This window comes from Granulicella rosea (genome assembly GCF_900188085.1).
GTDB lineage: Bacteria > Acidobacteriota > Terriglobia > Terriglobales > Acidobacteriaceae > Edaphobacter > Edaphobacter rosea.
This window is the reverse complement of record NZ_FZOU01000011.1, coordinates 1-17460: the sequence shown is the minus strand read 5'-3', so window position 1 is coordinate 17460 and position 17460 is coordinate 1. Positions and strand designations below refer to the sequence as shown.

Here is a 17460-nt window from a genome sequence, read left to right as displayed (position 1 = left end):
GGTCCTCAAAAGAGAAGCAGGGTTAGGAGTGAGGCGTCGGCGTGTAAGGCGCTTCGGAATCCCATAGCTGGATCTCGGCGCCGTCCGCGCGGTGCAGCACTCCGCTGTCGGTCAGTGGATTCTTGTAGGAGCCGAAGGTGTAATCGCCGGCTCCGTGGTAGCTCGCCTCGCAGGGAAGCGGGCCCTTGGTGAACTTTTCGCCGGCACACTTCGCGCCGCGATAGACGTGGAACCAGACGATCGGTTGACGTGCGTCGACGAAGGTCTGCGAGAGATGAAGCGCGTCGAAGGTCTTCGTGTGAGCCGCGTCGCGAAGCTGCCATACGATCGCTTCAATCTCGTCGTCGGTGGCGTCTTCTTTGGTGACGAGGGTGTAGGTGTCGTTGTCCTGGTGAAAGATCTTGAAGGCTGGCGGTGCGACGGTAGGCCGGTCGGGGAAGGCAGGCTTCGCCTCCACCGTGCCTCTTGGCGTGGGCGGCGTGGCCTTGCATCCAAAGGCGCAGGCCAGGGAAAGTATCAGCGCCAAAGGCGCTTTCCCGATGCCTTCCGTGGCTCTGCCGGGCATTACTCGTCCTCCGCAGTCTCAAGCAAAGGATCGTGCTGAGGCCGCCTTACCATCTCATGCAGCGCCGCGCCGGGTGCGATCATCGGGTAGACGCCGTCTTCCTTCTCCACCTGGAAGTTGATGAGGAAGGGCTTGCCGCCGGTTCTTGCCTTTGTAACCGTCGGCGTTACATTCTTGCGCTCGCTGACATGCGAGCCTTCGATGCCATGTGCGCCCGCAAGCATCACGAAGTTGGGAGACAGGATCGGAGAGGCCGAGTAGTTCTTATCGTAGAACGCCTCCTGCCACTGCCGCACCATGCCGAGGAAGCCGTTGTTGATGACGGCGATGTTGATCGGAAGCGACTCCTGCATGATGGTCGAGAGCTCGGATGCCGTCATCTGGAAGCCGCCATCGCCCGCGATGACCCACACATCCTTGGTGGGGCATGCGACCTTCGCGCCGATGGCGGCGGGCAGGGCGAAGCCCATGGTGCCGAGGCCGCCCGACGTGACAAGCGAGCGTGGCGCATCGTGCTTGAAGTACTGCGCCTCCCACATCTGGTGCTGGCCTACGTCGGTGACGATGATGGTCTCGCGCTCGCGGCCCGCGGCGACGGCCTCGCGCCAGATGTCGTGGATGACATGCGCGGCGTAGAGATGGCCGTTGTCCGGCAGGTTGATGATGTCGCGCACGGCGGCGTCGCCCTTCATGGCGTTCACTTCGCTGATCCAGCTTGCGTCGTTGCTCGCGGGGATGAGCGGCAGCAGCGTGCTGAGGATCGTCTTCAGGTCGCCGATGAGCGCCACGTCCGCGCGCACGTTCTTGCTGATCTCGCTGGGGTCGATCTCGATGTGGATCTTCTTCGCGTTCGGCGCGTAGTGGGCGAGGTTGCCGGTCACACGGTCGTCGAAGCGCATGCCGAAGGCGAGCAGCAGGTCCGACTGCTGGATCGCATGGTTGACCCACGACTCGCCATGCATGCCCATCATGCCCAGCGCGAGCGGATGGTGAACGGGGAACGAGCCGAGTCCAAGCAGCGTGCTGGCGACGGGCACCTGGCGGCGTTCGGCGAAGGCCAGCACCTCGGCCTCGGCGCCCGACTGCGCGATGCCGTGGCCGGCGAGGATGACGGGACGCTTGGCGTTGAGGATCAGTTCGATGGCCTGCTGGATGCTCGTCGATTCAGCGCGCAGCATCGGATGGTCGCGATGCGGCGCGGGCGCTGCGTCTTCGAACGAGAAGGCTGCGGTGGCCTGCTGGGCGTCCTTGGTGATGTCGATCAGGACGGGGCCGGGGCGTCCCTGCTGCGCGACCTGGAAGGCCTTGCGCACGGTGGGGGCGATGTCCTCGGCGCGGGTGACGAGGTAGTTGTGCTTGGTCACGGGCAGGGTGATGCCGGTGATGTCGACCTCTTGAAACGCATCGGAACCCAAGACCTTGGAAGACACCTGGCCGGTGATGGCGATCATCGGGATGGAGTCCAGCATGGCCGTGGCGAGGCCGGTGACGAGGTTCGTCGCGCCAGGTCCGCTGGTCGCCATGCAGACGCCCACGCGGCCGCTGGCGCGCGCGTAGCCGTCGGCCATGTGCGATGCGCCCTGCTCATGCCGGGTGAGGATGTGGTGCACGGTGGGGAACTTGCGGAGCGCGTCGTAGATGGGCAGGATCGCGCCGCCGGGATAACCGAAGACGGTCGTGACGCCCTCGCCGGCAAGGGTGGCCCAGAGGATCTCGGCTCCGGTGAGTTGAGGATGCTGATTGTTGCTCGAATTAATATTCATAACTTGTTTCCTCAAGATGGCTAGGCGGTTTGAATGGCGGTAGCGAGCGCTTTTCTAAGTACTGATAATTCACTCAATAAAACGGATATGAGCTTTAGGCCGATCAGATCGTAGATTTCCACGATCTCGTTATCATCTTCGAATGCTAAGGTCATCCATTCCGTGGACCATCTACGCAATTTCACGTAATACTCAGGGTCATCCGTATTTGCATCAGTTTGCGAATCGACCAAAGCGAAAGCGCGGGTCGCGAGACCCGCAAGAAACTTCGCTACTTCGTTCTGCGATGCGGAATTCGGTTCTTGAAAAGAATCTGGATCGAAAATGATCCGAAAATTAGTAAGAACTTCTTGTGCTCTCTCTGCGATACCCGGCCTCTGCGCCGCGCCGTCGAGCCAATACAGCACGAATGCCACCTTGGTGAAGTGAACCAGTTTCGCAACTGCACGAAACTGGTGTTCGTTCACCTTAGAAAACTGATCAAACGTCAGCCAGTCTTCGCACCACCGCATGAGGGTAGCCGCTTCGACGACCGCATCTGTTCGTGTGACTGCTGCCTTATGCGATTTGAACCAAGACATAATTGACTCCGCTAGCGTTGCACTACGTCGTGACCGCACCTTCACTTGCGCTGCTGACGGAGTTGGCGTACTTCGCAAACACACCACGCTTATACCGAGGAGCAGGCGCAGACCACTTCGCGAGACGTGCAGCAATCTCCTCCGCTGGAACCTCAAGCCGCAGCTCCCGGTTAGGAACGTCGAAGGTGATGAGGTCGCCCTCGTGCACGGCGGCGATCGGTCCGCCGAGGTAGGCCTCGGGGGCGACGTGGCCGCACATCAGGCCGCGTGTCGCGCCGCTGAAGCGTCCGTCGGTCAGGAGGGCAACGGTCTCGGAGAGCTCCGGGATGCCCTTGACCGCGGCGGTGACGGCGAGCATCTCGCGCATGCCGGGGCCGCCCTTCGGGCCTTCGTAGCGAATGACGAGGACATCGTTGGGGTTGATCTTGCCGGACTCTACTGCCGCGTGGCAGTCGTCTTCGCAATCGAAGACGCGCGCCGGGCCCTGGTGGAAGATGCGCTCGTGGCCCGCGACCTTGATGACCGAGCCTTCGGGCGAGAGGTTGCCCTTCATGATGACGAGGCCGCCGGTGGGCTTCAACGGATTCTCCCACTCGCGGATGACGACCTGGCCGGGCGTCTCGACTGCCTTGGCAGCCTCCTCAGCCAGCGTGAGGCCCGAGACGGTGGGCTCGTCGGCGTGCAGCAGGCCCTTCTCGATAAGGCGCTCGGCAAGTACGCGTGAGCCGCCCGCGGCCTGGTAGTCGGTCGCGGCGTACTTGCCGCCGGGCGAGAGGTCCACGATGAACGGAGTCTTCTCGCTGATCGCGTCGAAGTCGTGCATGTCGAGCGGGATGCCCAGCTCGCGCGCGATGGCGATGAGGTGCAGCACGGCGTTGGTGCTGCCACCCGAGGCGCAGACCGCGGTGATGGCGTTCTCGAGCGCCTTGCGTGTAAGGATCTTCGACGGACGCATGTCGCGCTTGCAGAGATCGAGGATCATACGGCCTGCCTCGCGGCTTGCGCTGGCCTTCTCAGCCGACATGGCGGGCACGCCGGTGAGGTTGAAGGGCGAGATGCCGAGGAACTCGCCGGCCATCGCCATGGTGTTCGCGGTGAACTGTCCGCCGCATGCGCCAGGGCCGGGACAGGCTGCGGCTTCGAGCGCTTCAAGCTGGTCGTCGCTAATCTTGCCGGCGGCGTGCGAACCCATGCCCTCGAAGACGTTGAGGATGGTGATCTCTTTGATGGAGCCGTCGGGCTGTGCGAGCTTGCCCGGTGCGATCGACCCGCCGTAGAGCATCATGGCGGGGATGTCGAGCCGCGCCATGGCCATGATGGTGCCGGGCATGTTCTTGTCGCAGCCCGCGATGCACACGATGCCGTCGAAGAGGTTGCCGCGCGCGACGAGCTCGATGGAGTCCGCGATGACCTCGCGCGAGATCAGCGAAGCCTTCATGCCCTCGGTGCCCATGGTGATGCCGTCCGAGATGGTGACGGTGTTGAACTCCATCGGCGTGCCGCCCGCGTCGCGGATGCCCTGCTTCACGGCTGCGGCGACATCGCGCAGATGGAAGTTGCAGGGGCCGATCTCGGTCCAGGTGTTGGCCACGCCGATGATGGGCTTGTGCAGGTCTTCCTTGCTGAAGCCGACGCCACGCAGGTACGAGCGGGCAGCGGCGCGGTTCGGGCCTTCGGTGAGAGGGATGCTGTACTTCTTCGGATTGATTTCGTTGCTCAAGACTGACCTCTTATGCGGATGATGCGAGCTGATTACTTCGTTGGCGACGTGACCTTTTGCAGATCAGCAGCAAGATGGTTGTGCGCGTCCAGCAGGTTCTTTTCAATGCTGGACTGGCGATTTGCGCCAGGTTCGTATTCATTTATGGACCACAAGACGATTCGAGTCCGTGGATCGAGTATGCGGAGTGCATGAACATGTCCGGGATTATTCTGACCGACCACGTCACTGATGCTGTACTCGAGAATCAGGTCGGCGTCTTGAGGTGTGAGCACAATGTCGAATCGATGAAGCTTCTGGATCGCATTGTAGAGATGTGTATAAAGAAACTCACTGCCTTCTGCGCTGCCTATCGTGTTGTTTGAGATGAAGACAGTCTTCGCCGATGCGAGTTGAGCCGGCTTGGGCGCGGTTGGGAGGTCTGAGGTCTGGGCCTGAAGAAGCCTTCCAACCGATAACGCCACGAGTGCGATGCTCATCTTCATGCGATTCACGACAATCCTCCCTTATGCAGCACTTACTCGTGGCGTCAGCCAGAACTCTTCATCATGTTTAGCTTCGTAGCTATCCAGTTCAGACTCATGCCGCAGCGTAAGCCCAATATCGTCCAGTCCATTCAGCAGGCAGTACTTGCGGAAGGGATCGATCTCGAAGGTCGCGCTGAAGCCCTGGTCGTCGGTGACGGTCTGGGCCTCGAGGTTGATGGTGATCTTGTGCGCGGGGTTCGACGTGCTTCGGTGCGTGAGCAACTCGACATCGGCCTCGGAGAGGCGAACGAGGATCATGCCGTTCTTGCCGGCGTTCGAGAAGAAGATATCCGCGAAGCTCGGTGCGATGACGGCGAGGAAGCCGAAGTCGGTGAGCGCCCATGCGGCGTGCTCGCGCGAGCTGCCGCAGCCGAAGTTCTTGCCTGCGATGAGGATCTTCGAGCCTTTGTACTCGACCTTGTTCAGCGCGAAGTCCTTGCGCTCGGAGACATGGTCGGGCGTGTCGAGATCGTAGCGCCAGTCGTAGAAGAGGAACTCGCCGTAGCCCGTGCGCTCGATGCGCTTGAGGAACTGCTTCGGGATGATCTGGTCCGTGTCGATGTTCGACATGTCGAGCGGGATGGCGGTGCTGGTCAGTACATTGATGGCGATCATGGCTAGTTGGCCTCCTTGAACTTCCAGTTGCGGACGTCGGTCAGGTGACCCGTGATAGCAGCGGCCGCGGCCATCACCGGCGAGACGAGATGGGTGCGTGAGCCGCGTCCCTGGCGGCCTTCGAAGTTGCGGTTGCTGGTGGAGGCGCAGCGCTCGCCGGGCGCGAGGATGTCGGGATTCATACCGAGGCACATGCTGCAGCCGGGTTCGCGCCAGTCGAAGCCAGCGGTCTTGAAGATGATGTCGAGACCCTCTTCTTCGGCCTGTGCTTTGACGCTCTGCGAGCCGGGCACGACCATTGCGCTGACCGTGGTGGCGACGTGATAGCCGCGTACGACCGAGGCCGATGCGCGCAGGTCCTCGATGCGTGCGTTGGTGCAGGAGCCAATAAAGACGCGGTCGATGGCGATCTCCTGCATCGGCTTGCCGGCTTCGAGCGCCATGTATTCGAGCGCGCGCTCGAAGTTGTTCTGGTCGGCCTCGCTTGCGCTGGGGTCGAGCGTGGGGACGGTGGAGTCGATGCCGGTGACCATGCCGGGGCTGGTGCCCCAGGTGACCGTGGGCGTCAGTGTCGCGGCGTCGATGTGCAGCTCGCGGTCGAAGATTGCTCCTTCATCGGTTACAAGTTGCGACCACTGCTCGACGGCGAGGTTCCACGCATCGCCGGCAGGGGAGAAGCGACGGCCCTTCAGGTAGTCGAAGGTGATCTGGTCGGGAGCGATCATGCCTGCGCGCGCGCCGGCCTCGATGCTCATGTTGCAGATGGTCATGCGGCCTTCCATCGAGAGCGAGCGGATGGTCGAGCCGGCGTACTCGACGACATAGCCGGTTGCGCCCGCGGTGCCGATCTGCCCGATGATGTGCAGGACGATGTCCTTCGCGGTGACGCCGTAGGGAAGCGCGCCATCGACCGAGATGCGGAAGGTCTTCGGCTTGTCCTGCGGCAGGGTCTGCGTGGCCATCACATGCTCAACCTCGCTGGTGCCGATGCCGAAGGCCAGTGCTCCGAAGGCGCCGTGGGTGCTGGTGTGCGAGTCGCCGCAGACGATGGTCATGCCCGGCTTAGTGAGGCCAAGCTCCGGCCCGATGATGTGGACGATGCCTTGCTCGGGCGCCTGCACGTCGTACAACTCGACGCCGAAGTCCTTGCAGTTCTGGCGCAGCGCCTGGATCTGCCTGGACGAGATCTGGTCGAGAATATGTAACCGATCCTGAACAGATGACGTCGGCACGTTGTGATCGACCGTGGCGACGGTGCGATCAGGCCGGCGCAGCTTGCGCCCCGCCATGCGCAGACCGTCGAAGGCCTGCGGGCTCGTGACCTCGTGTACGAGGTGCAGGTCGATGTAGAGAATCGACGGCTCATTCGCGGGAGCAACGACGAGGTGCTGCTGCCATACCTTTTCGAACAGTGTTTTCGGAGTGCTCATTTCGTGGCCTCGGGTTTGGTGGTTTGGGGGTCGAGGATGCCGATGGTATCCGGCTTGAAAGGGTGCGGCGTGCCGTCGGGATCGACCAGCACGGCGGTGGTGATGCGCTGGTGAATGCCGGTGCGTGCGATGGGCTCTTCGGACCAGCGCACGAGGCTCTTGACCAGTGGCGCGGGCAGGTGGTCGCTGGTCATGGCGACGTCGGGGAAGATCCAGAGCGTGTACTCGGCGCCTGGGTCGGTGGTGACTTTGGACTCGCGTATCCAGTCGATGGCGGCGAAGACGACGAGCGGTTGCGTGTTCTTCTGGCCGCTGTTCAGGTCGACAAAGACGAGCCCGCGCGAGGGGCAGAAGTGGAAGACGCAGCCGGTGAAGGTGAGGTAGCGGTTGTCATCCGCGATGACCTTGCCGGGGATCGCGAGGAAGTCGTACGCGGTGTCGGCGAGCGACTTGCGCGGCGGCATGTTCGGCCCCCAGAAGGCCTGTGGCGCGGTCAGGTACTGATCGATGAACGGGCGAAAGTGCGGGTCCTGGATGAGGTCGTTCTCGCGGCCTTCGGCGGGCGGCGGGGAGTACTGCCAGAGCCATTCGGTGTCGACCCATTGGATCTTCTGTTTCTTTGCGTTCTTCGGCGGGATGGGTGGCGGGCCCAGGGTTTGAGCCGGGGCGATCATGACGTTCGCGAAGGCGAGTGTGGCCGCGATGGCCGTACAACGAAGTGAGACTCCCCACGATAGCTTCGGCTTCGCCTTCGTGATCATGGGACACCCGATCGGATTGTGATGGCGCATCTTCATGGGTTAGCTCGCGTAGTAGTCGCGTTTTCGTTTGCGGTCGATGGCTCGCTGCCTGCTGCCCGCGAGCCACACGGTGAGGTTGCCGATGACCGCGAAGGTCGCGGCGCAGATGAGGACGATGAACCATTTGTAACCACGAATGAGCTGAATCAACGACGCCACGACGATGGCGGCGTTGACCAGTTGGTACATCGTCTTGTGGCTGATCCTCATCGTTATACGCCGTGTAAAGACTGGCTGCGGTCGAGCGCCTGGGTCAGAGCTTCGAGCACCAGCTTGCCCATCTGCGTGGTGGTCACGACTGCATGTGCGGGGTCGGTGTTGCGTGCGATGTCCGCCGTGCGATGGCCTGCTTCGAGCACCGTCGTCACAGCCTTCTCGACTGCGTCTGCCTCGGCGTCGAGACCGGCCGAGTGACGCAGCACCATCGCCGCCGTCAGAATCGCGCCCAGCGGATTCGCCTTGCCCGTGCCCGCGATGTCGGGCGCCGAGCCGTGGACGGGCTCGTAGAGATTCACCGCGCCGCCGATGGTCGCGGACGGCAGCATGCCGAGCGAGCCGGTGATGACGCCCGACTCGTCCGAGAGGATGTCGCCGAAGAGGTTCTCGGTCAGCACGACGTCGAAGCTGCGCGGCGTGTTCATCAGGTGCATCGCCATGGAGTCGACGAGCTGGTGCTCGAGCGTGACGTCGGGATAGCTCTTGGCGACCTCGGTCACAACCGCGCGCCAGAGCTGCGAGACCTCGAGCACGTTCGCCTTGTCGACGCTCGTGACCTTCTTCTTGCGCTTGCTTGCGAGTTCGAATGCGACCTTCGCGACGCGCTCGACCTCGGGCTTGGTGTAGCGCATGGTGTTGATCGCCTCTTCGCAATGCACGGGGGTATCGCGGTTCCACCAGCGCGGAATGCCGAAGTAGAGACCGCCGAGCAGCTCGCGCACGAAGAGGATATCCGCGCCCTTGGTGATCTCCGGGCGCAGCGGCGAGTTGTTCGCGAGCGCTGGGTATGCGATCGACGGCCGCAGGTTCGCGAAGCCGCCGAGGATCTGGCGAATCTGCAGCAGTCCGGCCTCGGGACGCTTGTCCGGCGGCAGCGAGCCATACTTGCTGTCGCCCACGGCGCCAAGCAGCACGGCGTCGGCGGCGAGTGCGGTGTCGATGGTCTCCTGCGGCAGCGGACCTCCGGTCGCGGTGATGGCCACGCCGCCGATCAGGCCTTCGACGAAGGTGAACTCATGGCCGCCAAACTCCGCGACCGCGCGCAGGATGTTCGTGGCTTCGTGGGTAACTTCCGGGCCGATGCCGTCGCCGGCGAGGACTGCAATCTTGAGCTTCATGCGTTCTCCAAAAACAGGGAATAGGGAATGGGGCTTGGAGTTCAGGGCTGGCGGCCAGGGGTGGGCTGAGACCCTATCCCCTGGCCCCCGTAACCTGATGCTCGTGGAGCAGACCAAGCAGGTCCTGGTCGTAGATGAGCTTCTTGCGGTCGGCGAGCTCGGTGAAGCGCCCGTAGACGACATCGAGCTCTGCGCGCGAGAGCGTGTGGCCGAGGTCGATGAAGCGCTGTTCGAGCGCCCGGCGGCCGCTGTGCTTGCCCAGCACCAGCGAGTTGTGCGCGACGCCGACCGACTCCGGCGTCATGATCTCGTAGGTCAGCGGGTTCACCATCACGCCGTGCTGATGAATGCCGGCCGCATGCGCGAAGGCATTCGCGCCGACGATGGCCTTGTTCGGCGCCGCGCCGAAGCTGATGACCTGCGAGAGCATCTGGCTGGTCGGATAGAGCTGCTTCATCACGATGTTGCTGTGGTAGGGAAGTTTGTCCTTGCGCACGGTCAGGATGGCCGCGACCTCTTCAAGCGCCGCGTTGCCCGCGCGCTCGCCGATGCCGTTGATGGCGCATTCGATCTGCCGCGCGCCGCCCTCGATGGCCGCGATGGAGTTCGCGACCGCGAGGCCGAGGTCGTCGTGGCAGTGCGCGGAGAGCGTGACGTTCTCAATGCCCGGAACGCGCGCGCGCACCATGCGGAACATGTCGCCGTACTCCTGCGGGATGCAATAGCCGACGGTGTCGGGCAGGTTCAGCGTTGTGGCGCCGGCCTGAATGGCGACCTCGCAGACCTTGACGAGGAACTCGGGGTCGGTGCGGGTCGCGTCTTCGGGCGAGAACTCGATGTCGTCGCAGTAGGTGCGGGCGAGCGCGACCATCTCGGCGATCTGTTCGAGCGCCTGCTCGCGCGTGATCTTCAGCTTGGCCGCCATGTGCAGGTCGGAGGTGGAAAGAAACGTGTGGATGCGGGCGCGCTCGGCCGGCTCGATGGAGCGGGCAGCAGCCTCGATGTCCTCGCGCTTGCAGCGTGCGAGCGATGCGATGCGTGGACGACGCACCTCACGGGCGATGGTGCGGATGGATTCCAGGTCGCCCTGCGAGGCGATGGCGAAGCCGGCCTCGAGGATGTCGACGCCGAGCGCCTCCAGCTGGCGCGCCATGCGCAGCTTCTCATCGTGGTGCATGGTGCAGCCAGGGCTCTGTTCGCCGTCGCGAAGCGTGGTGTCGAAAAATACGATCTGGGACGAGGCGGTGTGCGAAGTATCTGCCATGCGGTTGCTCACTCTCTACTCTGCACATCATAAAACAGGCTTATGCGCAGAAGATTGACTATCACCATTTCTAATTCGTGTATTGTTTTCCGAAGCGGCTTTTGAGGCCGTGCCGAGAAAAACGACGGAGGCAGCACGTGGACCTGTTTCAACTGGAGACCTTTCTCGCCGTGGCCGAAGAGCGCAGTTTTTCGCGCGCCGCTACTCGCCTGCACCGTACCCAGCCGGCCGTCAGCCAGGCGATCGCCAAGCTCGAAGGCGAGTTGGGCGAGGTGTTGCTCGACCGCTCGTCGCGGGATGGCACCCTGACGGACGCCGGGGAAGTGCTGCGCGAGTATGCCGTCAAGTTGTTGAATCTACGAGTCGAAGCCTCAGGCGCCCTGACCGAATTGCGTGAACTCCACCGCGGCCGTCTGAACCTTGCCGCAAACGAGTACACCTGTCTTTATCTGCTGCCGCTGCTGCACGAGTATCGTCGCCAGAACCCGCAGATCAAGGTTGCGGTGCAGCGCGCGCTGGCCAGCCGCATCCCGGACGAGGTGCTCAGCCACGCGGTCGAGATCGGCGTGCTCAGCTTCCGGCCGGACGACGCTCAGGTGCAGTCGGTGGTCGTTTATCGGGATGAGCTGGTCTTTGTCGTCAACCCTCGCCATGCCTTCGCGGGCCAGCAGGAGGTCGCGATCCGGCAGCTCGGCAACCAGAACTTCATCGCGCACAACATCGCCTCGCCCCAGCGGCTGAAGGTGATCCAGACCTTCAAAAAGCATAAGACGCCGCTGCAGATGGGTGTGGAGCTGCCGTCGATGGAGGCGATCAAACGCTTCGTCGAGATGGGCAACGGTGTGGCGCTGGTGCCGTGGCTGGCCTGCGAGGAGGAGCTGAAGAGCGGCGCGCTGGTCCGCGTCCGGGTGAAGGAGTTGCAACTGGAACGCAAGCTGCGCCTGGTCTACCGGCGTCAGGCGAATCTTTCGCACGCCGCGCTGGCCTTCCTGAAGGTCGTGGAGAACTATGCGGCCGCTCACGGCGAGCCGTTCCTCTATCAGCCGGAGCGGTCGCTTTAGGGGGCCGTGGGAGTATGGCTCCAGCCCGAGACTTTGGAACGTTTGCCGCGCGTTCTCGTCTGACAGAGTAGCCGCGGAGACCGGACCCGGATCGCGGAACTTTCAGAACGCAGAGATGCGAAGGCAGGAACTCCCCCATGAAGATTGAAGTCAAGTTGAGGCTGCGGGCCGCGATGCTCGCCATGTGTATGCTGTCCGTCTGCGGGTTGCCGGCGCTGGCGCAGGACAGCGGAGCCCCACCGGCGCCTCCCTCGGGACAGGACGGACCGCCGCAGGGCGGGCGCGGGGATCGAGAGGCCGCGATGCTCGCGCGGTTGACCAGGGATCTCTCCCTGACCGACGATCAGGTGAAGCAGGTGACGGTCATCGAGGACGATGCGCGGCAGAAGATGATGGCGCTGCGCAACGATACGTCCACGGCCCAGGCCGATAAGCGCACGAAGATGATGGCGATCCGCGAGGAATCGCAGGCGAAGATCCGCGCCATCCTGACCGACGAGCAGAAGACGAAGTTCGACGAGATGGAGGCGAAGATGAAGGCGCGGGGCGCCGGCGGGCCGGGCGGTGGAGACCCGCCGCAACCGCCTCCGCAGGCATAGCCGGGCCGCCGCCGCATCCCGGTTCCGTGGTGTGGCGGCCCAACTTTGCGAAAAACTCTCTGCCGATTCGCCGACCCTTTTCGCTCCTCTCCTTCGTCAAAGGAGACAAGCGGTTACAATGGAACGCAGTGACTATGCTTAAGTTCGTGTGCGCGGAAGCTGCTCGGCGCGCTTGTTCGAACGCGGCAGCATTGCGCGAATTTGAAAGGGTTTAACGAAGAATGATGAAGATGATGGTGTTGGGCGCGCTGATGTTGTCAGCTGCGGCCGGATATGCGCAAGAAAGCCGGCAGGATGTAAGCATTAGCGGAACCGGCGTGTTCGCCCCTGGCGTGCATGGAGCCAACCCCGTTGCCCTGAACCCGACCAAGACCGGCGGCGTGCTGGCCAGCTACCGCTACATGCTGACGCCGCATAGCGCGCTGGAGGTCAACTACTCCTACGCGCAGAACTCGAACAAGTTTTCCACCAGCAATGAGCCGGTGGTCCGCGTACACACGCTGCAGCAGGAGTTCTCCGCAGCCTACGTGTACAGCCGGAATTATCACAACTACAATCCGTTCGTCGAGGGCGGTACCGGCACCATGATCTTCAGCCCGGTGCGCGACAACGGTACGACCATTCTGGACTCCAAGCGGAATACGAACATCGGCGCGCTCTTCGGCGCGGGTGTGGCGTATGAGATCAGCCCCAGCTTCGACATTCGCGCGGAGTATCGCGGATTCCTGGTGAAAGCGCCCAGCTTCAACGATACGTACAAGACGAATCGCTACTTCGTCGTCTCCACCCCGTCGATCGGCGTCGCCTACCACTTCTAGACGCTGACGTCAGAGACCTGTTCGACCGGTAGAACCACCGCCGGGCGCCCCTGAACCCTGGGCCGCCCGGCTTTCTGGCGTTCAGATCTAATGACGTCCAAATCCGATCTTGTCGGAGCGGAAGTGATAGGCAACGCCGACCGTCACCAACTGCGGCGTCAGCCCGTTCGTCGGAAAGCCGGCCCAGCGCTGATACTCGTAGTCGAGGCGCACGTTCAGGTGGTCCAACACCCGGAGATCGCTGCCAGCGCCGACGGCGTACATGTTGTAGGCCAGGTTGGCTGGCGACGGCCCGTAGTTCTTCGTGACGGTGTTGTAATACCCCGGAAAGTTGAAGACGCCGCGCCCGATCATCACCTTTGCGTAGGGTGACGCCGGGCCGTAGTGGCGGGTGTAGCGCGGCCCGATCTCGTACGTGCGCTCATAGAGGCCGCTGCCGCCAGAGGCGTTCGCCTGGTGGACGACAAACTCGCCGCCCCAGTGCGAGGTGCGGTCGAAGTCGACATAGACGTCGCCACCTAGCAGATGCGGACCGTAGTCCGACTTGCCGACGACGAAGCCCGCGCCGATCTGAAGGTCGCCGAGGCGCTCGGCGGCGTGTTTAGCCTGCGCGTGCAGCAGAGGCGAAGCGGAACAGAGAAGGCAGAGGAAGGCCAGGCGACGTGTAGACAACGGATACCTCGTAAACTGAAACTCGGAGCCAGACCATCCTACGCGAAGTCGCGGTCAGCTCAAACTGTGAGACGAGGTTTAGCGAAAGACGTAGGAGACGCCGACGGTCACAGTGTACGGGGAGAGCGTATGCGGCTCAAAGGCACGCCACTTTTCCTGCTCAAAATCGATGCAGCGAATGTTGATATGCTGCGTAATCCTGTAATCGACGCCACCGCCGTAGACGATGGCGAAGAATGCCGACGACTGTCCGGTGTCCTGGTTGAGAATCGTGCCGCGTCCGAAGAGCGCCTTCCCGTACCCCGTCAGCTTGTTGTAGTGGTAGCTAACGCGCGGACCGGCGAGATAGGTGTTCTCGGTGATGTCGGACGGGCTGATCAGGCCACCGAAGTGCGCCTCGCCCTCCACGCCGACAAACCGCATGAAGTCGTAGTCTGCGAAGGCGGTGATTCCGCCATTGTTCTTGCTTCCATAGTCGGGGTTCAGGAACGTTCCGCCGACGCCGACCTGTACTGTGCCTCCACCGCCCGCAGCCGAGGGGAGCGCCTGGGCGGAAGCCGCCGTGGCGCCCGCAAAGACGCCGGCGAGGCATAAGCCGGCAATCAGCAACTTAAACATTCAAATCTCCTTACCTGTAGGACGATACTTTGCGGCGATCTCCGCCCGAAAAAGCGTCCTGATGTAAAAACACCCAAGGCATATGCCAACGACGGGGGCGCCTGTCGAAAGGAGGAGGTCGCAGTAAGGTGATGCTCTGGAATGGACCCGACACAACGGACCAGACGGAGCCGCCGCCGATCTCTATCGACAGCCCGATATCCGCATACCAATTCACCCCGGTAAGACTTGCCAGCTCGGATGCATGGAAGCTTTGCACAAAATGGAGCGGACGAATTATAGCGCTGGGGAGACGAAATCGATCTCCGGAATCGGGCCTCGTTTCAGCCGTCTCCGGAGATCGGGAAGTTACTAGCGAATGACGTAGGCGACACCGACGGTGACCAGCAGCGGCGACAGGGTGTGCGGCTCGAAGTTCGGCCACTTCTGATCTTCCACGTCGACCAAAAGGTTGTAGTGGGGCTTGATCTTGTAGCTGTAGCCGCCGCCGAAGGCATAGGTGTTGAAGCTGGCGCCGTTGCCGAAGTAGGGGTTTTTCCGTGCCGGGTCCTGCGGTTCCTGGTACGTGAAGCTACCGCGACCGAAGATGACCTTGGCGTAAACCGCCTGCTTGCCCCGATGGTAGGTATAGCGGGGTCCAATCATGTACGTTTTCTGCGAGAAGTCGGTCGGCGTGTAGATCGTTAACAAGTGTACGTCCGCTTCGACGCCGATCGAGTGGGTAAAGCCATAGTTCGCGAAGAAGCTGACCCCACCGAGGTTCGAGCTGGCAATATTGTTCGCCGTACCGTTCTGATAGTCGCCGTCGGCGAACGTGACACCGACGCCGGCCTGGATATCGCCGCCGCCGCGAATCGCGGTAGGAGAGGCCTGCGCGTGCAAGGTCGACGACAGAGAGAGAAGTGCGGCGAGGCCAAAAAGTGAGGCGGACCACTTCAACATGTGATTCTCCTAAGGGGGAGCGTTTGCCCCGGTGTTCCGAATGGACGAGTCCATCGCAGTGAGAAGGCGATGCGGAGCCTTTGCAAATTGCGCAGAGGCTCCGCGTTGTCTGGTCTAGGGTTGCGTGGGCGCGGCGGTTGGAGCAGCAGCAGGAGCGGCATTCTGGTCTGCGGGAGCGGCGGCCGGAGCAGCAGCGGGTGCTGCTGCCGGTGCGGGCGCCGGGGTCGCATCTGCCTTGTAGTATTGCAGCTTCAGATAGATCGGCGTCACTTCAAACGGCATCTTGTCGCGGGCGTTGAGGATCGGCTCGTACGCGGGATGCAGCGTCATCAGCTTGTCGGTCCAGGGATCGAACCGGAGGAAGCTCGAAAGCGGCATCGCGGCCTGCTGCTTGGTGTTCTTGACATCAAGCTTTTCGCCCTTGGACACCAGAGCCTGCATCCAGAAGGTGCTGTCGGTCTCGCTCTTCACCAGGGCATCGCCGATGACCGGCTCGTTGAGCGCCTTCAGATACTTGACCTCCGTCGCCAACTGCTGCAGGTAGAGACCGAAGTACTTCTGCTTGTCGACGATCTCCTTCGCGCTCAACAGCTCGATTGCCTTCTTCGCCGCTTCCGTGTTGTCCGCGTCCGTGTGGTGCATCGGAATCTTCTTGAAGGTCGAGTTGTCGGGGAACAAAAGACGATCGTTGAAGGCGTACTTTGTATCCAGACGGTGCCCGGTGATGACGTGTGCGAGCTGGAAGGCGACGATTGCGTACAGGTTGCCGATCTGCTGATCGCCGTCCTGCGTCACGACCGCGGTGGTGTCCAGCAGGCTCTTCGAGAAGATGAGCGTGTTGCCGACAGCCAGCGACTCGAGCGGCTCCGTGAGCAGCGTGCGGCAGTGGATCGGCGCGCCCAGCGGAATGTTGTTATAGGCCAGCAGGTTGTTGGCGATGTCTTCCAGCGTCTTGTCGAAGTCGCTCGGAGCGGCCAGCAGACCCGCGCGGAACAGACGCTCGATGACGTTATCCTCAGCCTGCTTGATGAACGCGCGCTGCGCGCCCAGCGGGCTGACGTCCGGAGCATTCTGCGACTCGTCTACCGCGCCTTCGACCTCAAGCGAGGTGTTTTCGGCCTCGGCGACCGGCACCTTCAGCACATAACCCCAGATGTGGTTGATGGCCTTGAACTTGAGCGTGCTCGTGTGGCTCTTCGGATCGCTCTCCTCGATGTAGACCGAGGTCGGCAGCCAGAGGTCCGGCTGCACGTTGGTGCGCCAGCTATCGAAGTGAAAGAACTCCTGATATTCCTTGTCCGAACCCGCGAAGTCGCCGTTGAAGCGCACGACGTTGCCGGTGTGGGTCTCGACCCAGATACGGCCGAAGAAGCGTCCTTCGGCCTTCTTGCCGCCGGTCGGAGTCACATCGAAGACAGCCGTCGGAATCGTGCCGAGAAAGTCGTTCCGCACATAGGTGAAGCTGTAGTGCTGGCGGTCGAAGTCCTTCGAGTCCATCACAAGCATCTGGACGAAGCCGGCTTCCTTGAACTGCAGGTGCAGCGAACCGCTCAGACCGGTCAGAAAGCCGGTCGACGCCTTGAAGAAGCCCTTCTTCTTGGGGTCCGTGTCGAAGGTCTGGTCGCCGATGACCTTGTTGAATTCGACGCGGCCAAGGTAGTGCTGGTCCGACTCAGGAACCTGCAGAAGCACCGGATCGGGGCGCATGTTCTGGATATAGGTCTCGACGAGCGGCGCACGCTCCTTCAGAACCTTGATCACAGCCTTTTCGCGGACGATCGCCTTATCGATCAGCGCATTCTGGTTGGGAGTCAGCTTGACCCCGGGCTGATACATCTCTTTCTTCTTGCCGGCAGCGTGAGCGGGCAGAGCAGAGACTGCAAGAAGTGCCATTGAGATTCCGGCGGTCATTTGTTTCTTCGAGATCATGTTTTGCGGCTCCTGTGATTTTGCTGCGGCGATGACGACAGCCCGTTTGGCTGTGTGAGAACTTGTGATCATGCTATTGCATCGGCCTGTAACGCGTCTTGAAATTCTCCGAGAAGTTATGCGTCGCCTATCCGGCCAGTTGGAATTTGACCCTGACGATACCCTCCCAATCGATGGGGTTTCCGCTGGCGTCCTTTGCCGGCTGGAACCGTGTGCCCTGGA

18 protein-coding genes are annotated in these 17460 nt (G+C 62.2%); 3 read left to right on the top strand and 15 right to left on the bottom strand.

Annotated features, from left to right (window positions below; genetic code table 11):
• Positions 1–22: 22 nt before the first annotated feature.
• The 11 genes from CHB87_RS19800 to CHB87_RS19750 all read right to left on the bottom strand — a co-directional run bounded on the left by CHB87_RS19800 (position 23) and on the right by CHB87_RS19750 (position 10599).
• Positions 23–526 (bottom strand): hypothetical protein, encoded by a 504-nt coding sequence (locus CHB87_RS19800; protein WP_142988447.1) that lies wholly within the window; start codon positions 524–526, stop codon positions 23–25.
• A 38-nt stretch (positions 527–564) separates the two neighbouring features.
• Entirely contained in the window at positions 565–2328 is a 1764-nt protein-coding gene (gene ilvB / locus CHB87_RS19795) for a biosynthetic-type acetolactate synthase large subunit (RefSeq protein ID WP_089410191.1), read from the bottom strand.
• Positions 2329–2348: 20 nt separating this feature from the next.
• Positions 2349–2909: a hypothetical protein gene (locus CHB87_RS19790; RefSeq protein WP_142988446.1), complete on the bottom strand. Its 561-nt coding sequence runs from the start codon at positions 2907–2909 to the stop codon at positions 2349–2351.
• 22 nt (positions 2910–2931) lie between these two features.
• A complete protein-coding gene (ilvD, locus tag CHB87_RS19785; protein ID WP_089410189.1) occupies positions 2932–4629 on the bottom strand; it encodes a dihydroxy-acid dehydratase in 1698 nt (565 codons plus the stop codon).
• Between the two features lie 32 nt (positions 4630–4661).
• Complete coding sequence (locus CHB87_RS22035; protein WP_142988445.1) at positions 4662–5114, bottom strand: hypothetical protein; 453 nt, start codon at positions 5112–5114, stop codon at positions 4662–4664.
• 21 nt (positions 5115–5135) lie between these two features.
• Complete coding sequence (gene leuD / locus CHB87_RS19775) at positions 5136–5771, bottom strand: 3-isopropylmalate dehydratase small subunit (protein WP_089410187.1); 636 nt, start codon at positions 5769–5771, stop codon at positions 5136–5138.
• A 2-nt stretch (positions 5772–5773) separates the two neighbouring features.
• A complete protein-coding gene (gene leuC / locus CHB87_RS19770) occupies positions 5774–7201 on the bottom strand; it encodes a 3-isopropylmalate dehydratase large subunit (RefSeq protein ID WP_089410186.1) in 1428 nt (475 codons plus the stop codon).
• Positions 7198–7998 carry a hypothetical protein gene (locus CHB87_RS19765; RefSeq protein ID WP_176441883.1) on the bottom strand — a complete coding sequence of 267 codons (801 nt, stop codon included), beginning with the start codon at positions 7996–7998 and terminating at the stop codon, positions 7198–7200. The genes leuC and CHB87_RS19765 overlap by 4 nt, the downstream gene beginning before the upstream one ends.
• A gap of 3 nt (positions 7999–8001) precedes the next feature.
• The gene (locus CHB87_RS19760) at positions 8002–8211 is read right to left on the bottom strand and encodes a hypothetical protein (RefSeq protein WP_089410185.1); all 210 of its coding nucleotides are present in this window, start codon (positions 8209–8211) and stop codon (positions 8002–8004) included.
• A gap of 2 nt (positions 8212–8213) precedes the next feature.
• Positions 8214–9335, bottom strand: coding sequence for a 3-isopropylmalate dehydrogenase (leuB, locus tag CHB87_RS19755; RefSeq protein WP_089410184.1), 1122 nt, complete (start codon positions 9333–9335; stop codon positions 8214–8216).
• 73 nt (positions 9336–9408) lie between these two features.
• A complete protein-coding gene (locus CHB87_RS19750; protein ID WP_089410183.1) occupies positions 9409–10599 on the bottom strand; it encodes a 2-isopropylmalate synthase in 1191 nt (396 codons plus the stop codon).
• Positions 10600–10736: 137 nt separating this feature from the next.
• On the opposite strand from CHB87_RS19750, the gene CHB87_RS19745 reads away from it, so the two are divergent.
• The 3 genes from CHB87_RS19745 (at position 10737) to CHB87_RS19735 (ending at position 13077) form a co-directional block, all read left to right on the top strand.
• The gene (locus CHB87_RS19745) at positions 10737–11660 is read left to right on the top strand and encodes a LysR family transcriptional regulator (protein ID WP_089410182.1); all 924 of its coding nucleotides are present in this window, start codon (positions 10737–10739) and stop codon (positions 11658–11660) included.
• Positions 11661–11797: 137 nt separating this feature from the next.
• Complete coding sequence (locus CHB87_RS19740) at positions 11798–12259, top strand: Spy/CpxP family protein refolding chaperone (protein ID WP_089410181.1); 462 nt, start codon at positions 11798–11800, stop codon at positions 12257–12259.
• Positions 12260–12480: 221 nt separating this feature from the next.
• Positions 12481–13077, top strand: a complete 597-nt coding sequence (locus tag CHB87_RS19735; protein ID WP_089410180.1) for an outer membrane beta-barrel protein — start codon at positions 12481–12483, stop codon at positions 13075–13077.
• A gap of 87 nt (positions 13078–13164) precedes the next feature.
• Here the strand turns inward: CHB87_RS19735 and CHB87_RS19730 are convergent, their stop codons facing one another.
• The 4 genes from CHB87_RS19730 to CHB87_RS19715 all read right to left on the bottom strand — a co-directional run bounded on the left by CHB87_RS19730 (position 13165) and on the right by CHB87_RS19715 (position 17202).
• Positions 13165–13749: an outer membrane beta-barrel protein gene (locus CHB87_RS19730; protein ID WP_089410179.1), complete on the bottom strand. Its 585-nt coding sequence runs from the start codon at positions 13747–13749 to the stop codon at positions 13165–13167.
• Between the two features lie 78 nt (positions 13750–13827).
• On the bottom strand, positions 13828–14367 hold the full coding sequence (locus CHB87_RS19725) for an outer membrane beta-barrel protein (RefSeq protein WP_089410178.1): 540 nt from the start codon (positions 14365–14367) through the stop codon (positions 13828–13830).
• Between the two features lie 351 nt (positions 14368–14718).
• Complete coding sequence (locus tag CHB87_RS19720; protein WP_089410177.1) at positions 14719–15309, bottom strand: porin family protein; 591 nt, start codon at positions 15307–15309, stop codon at positions 14719–14721.
• Positions 15310–15423: 114 nt separating this feature from the next.
• Positions 15424–17202: a hypothetical protein gene (locus CHB87_RS19715; protein WP_245818119.1), complete on the bottom strand. Its 1779-nt coding sequence runs from the start codon at positions 17200–17202 to the stop codon at positions 15424–15426.
• Positions 17203–17460 lie beyond the last annotated feature (258 nt).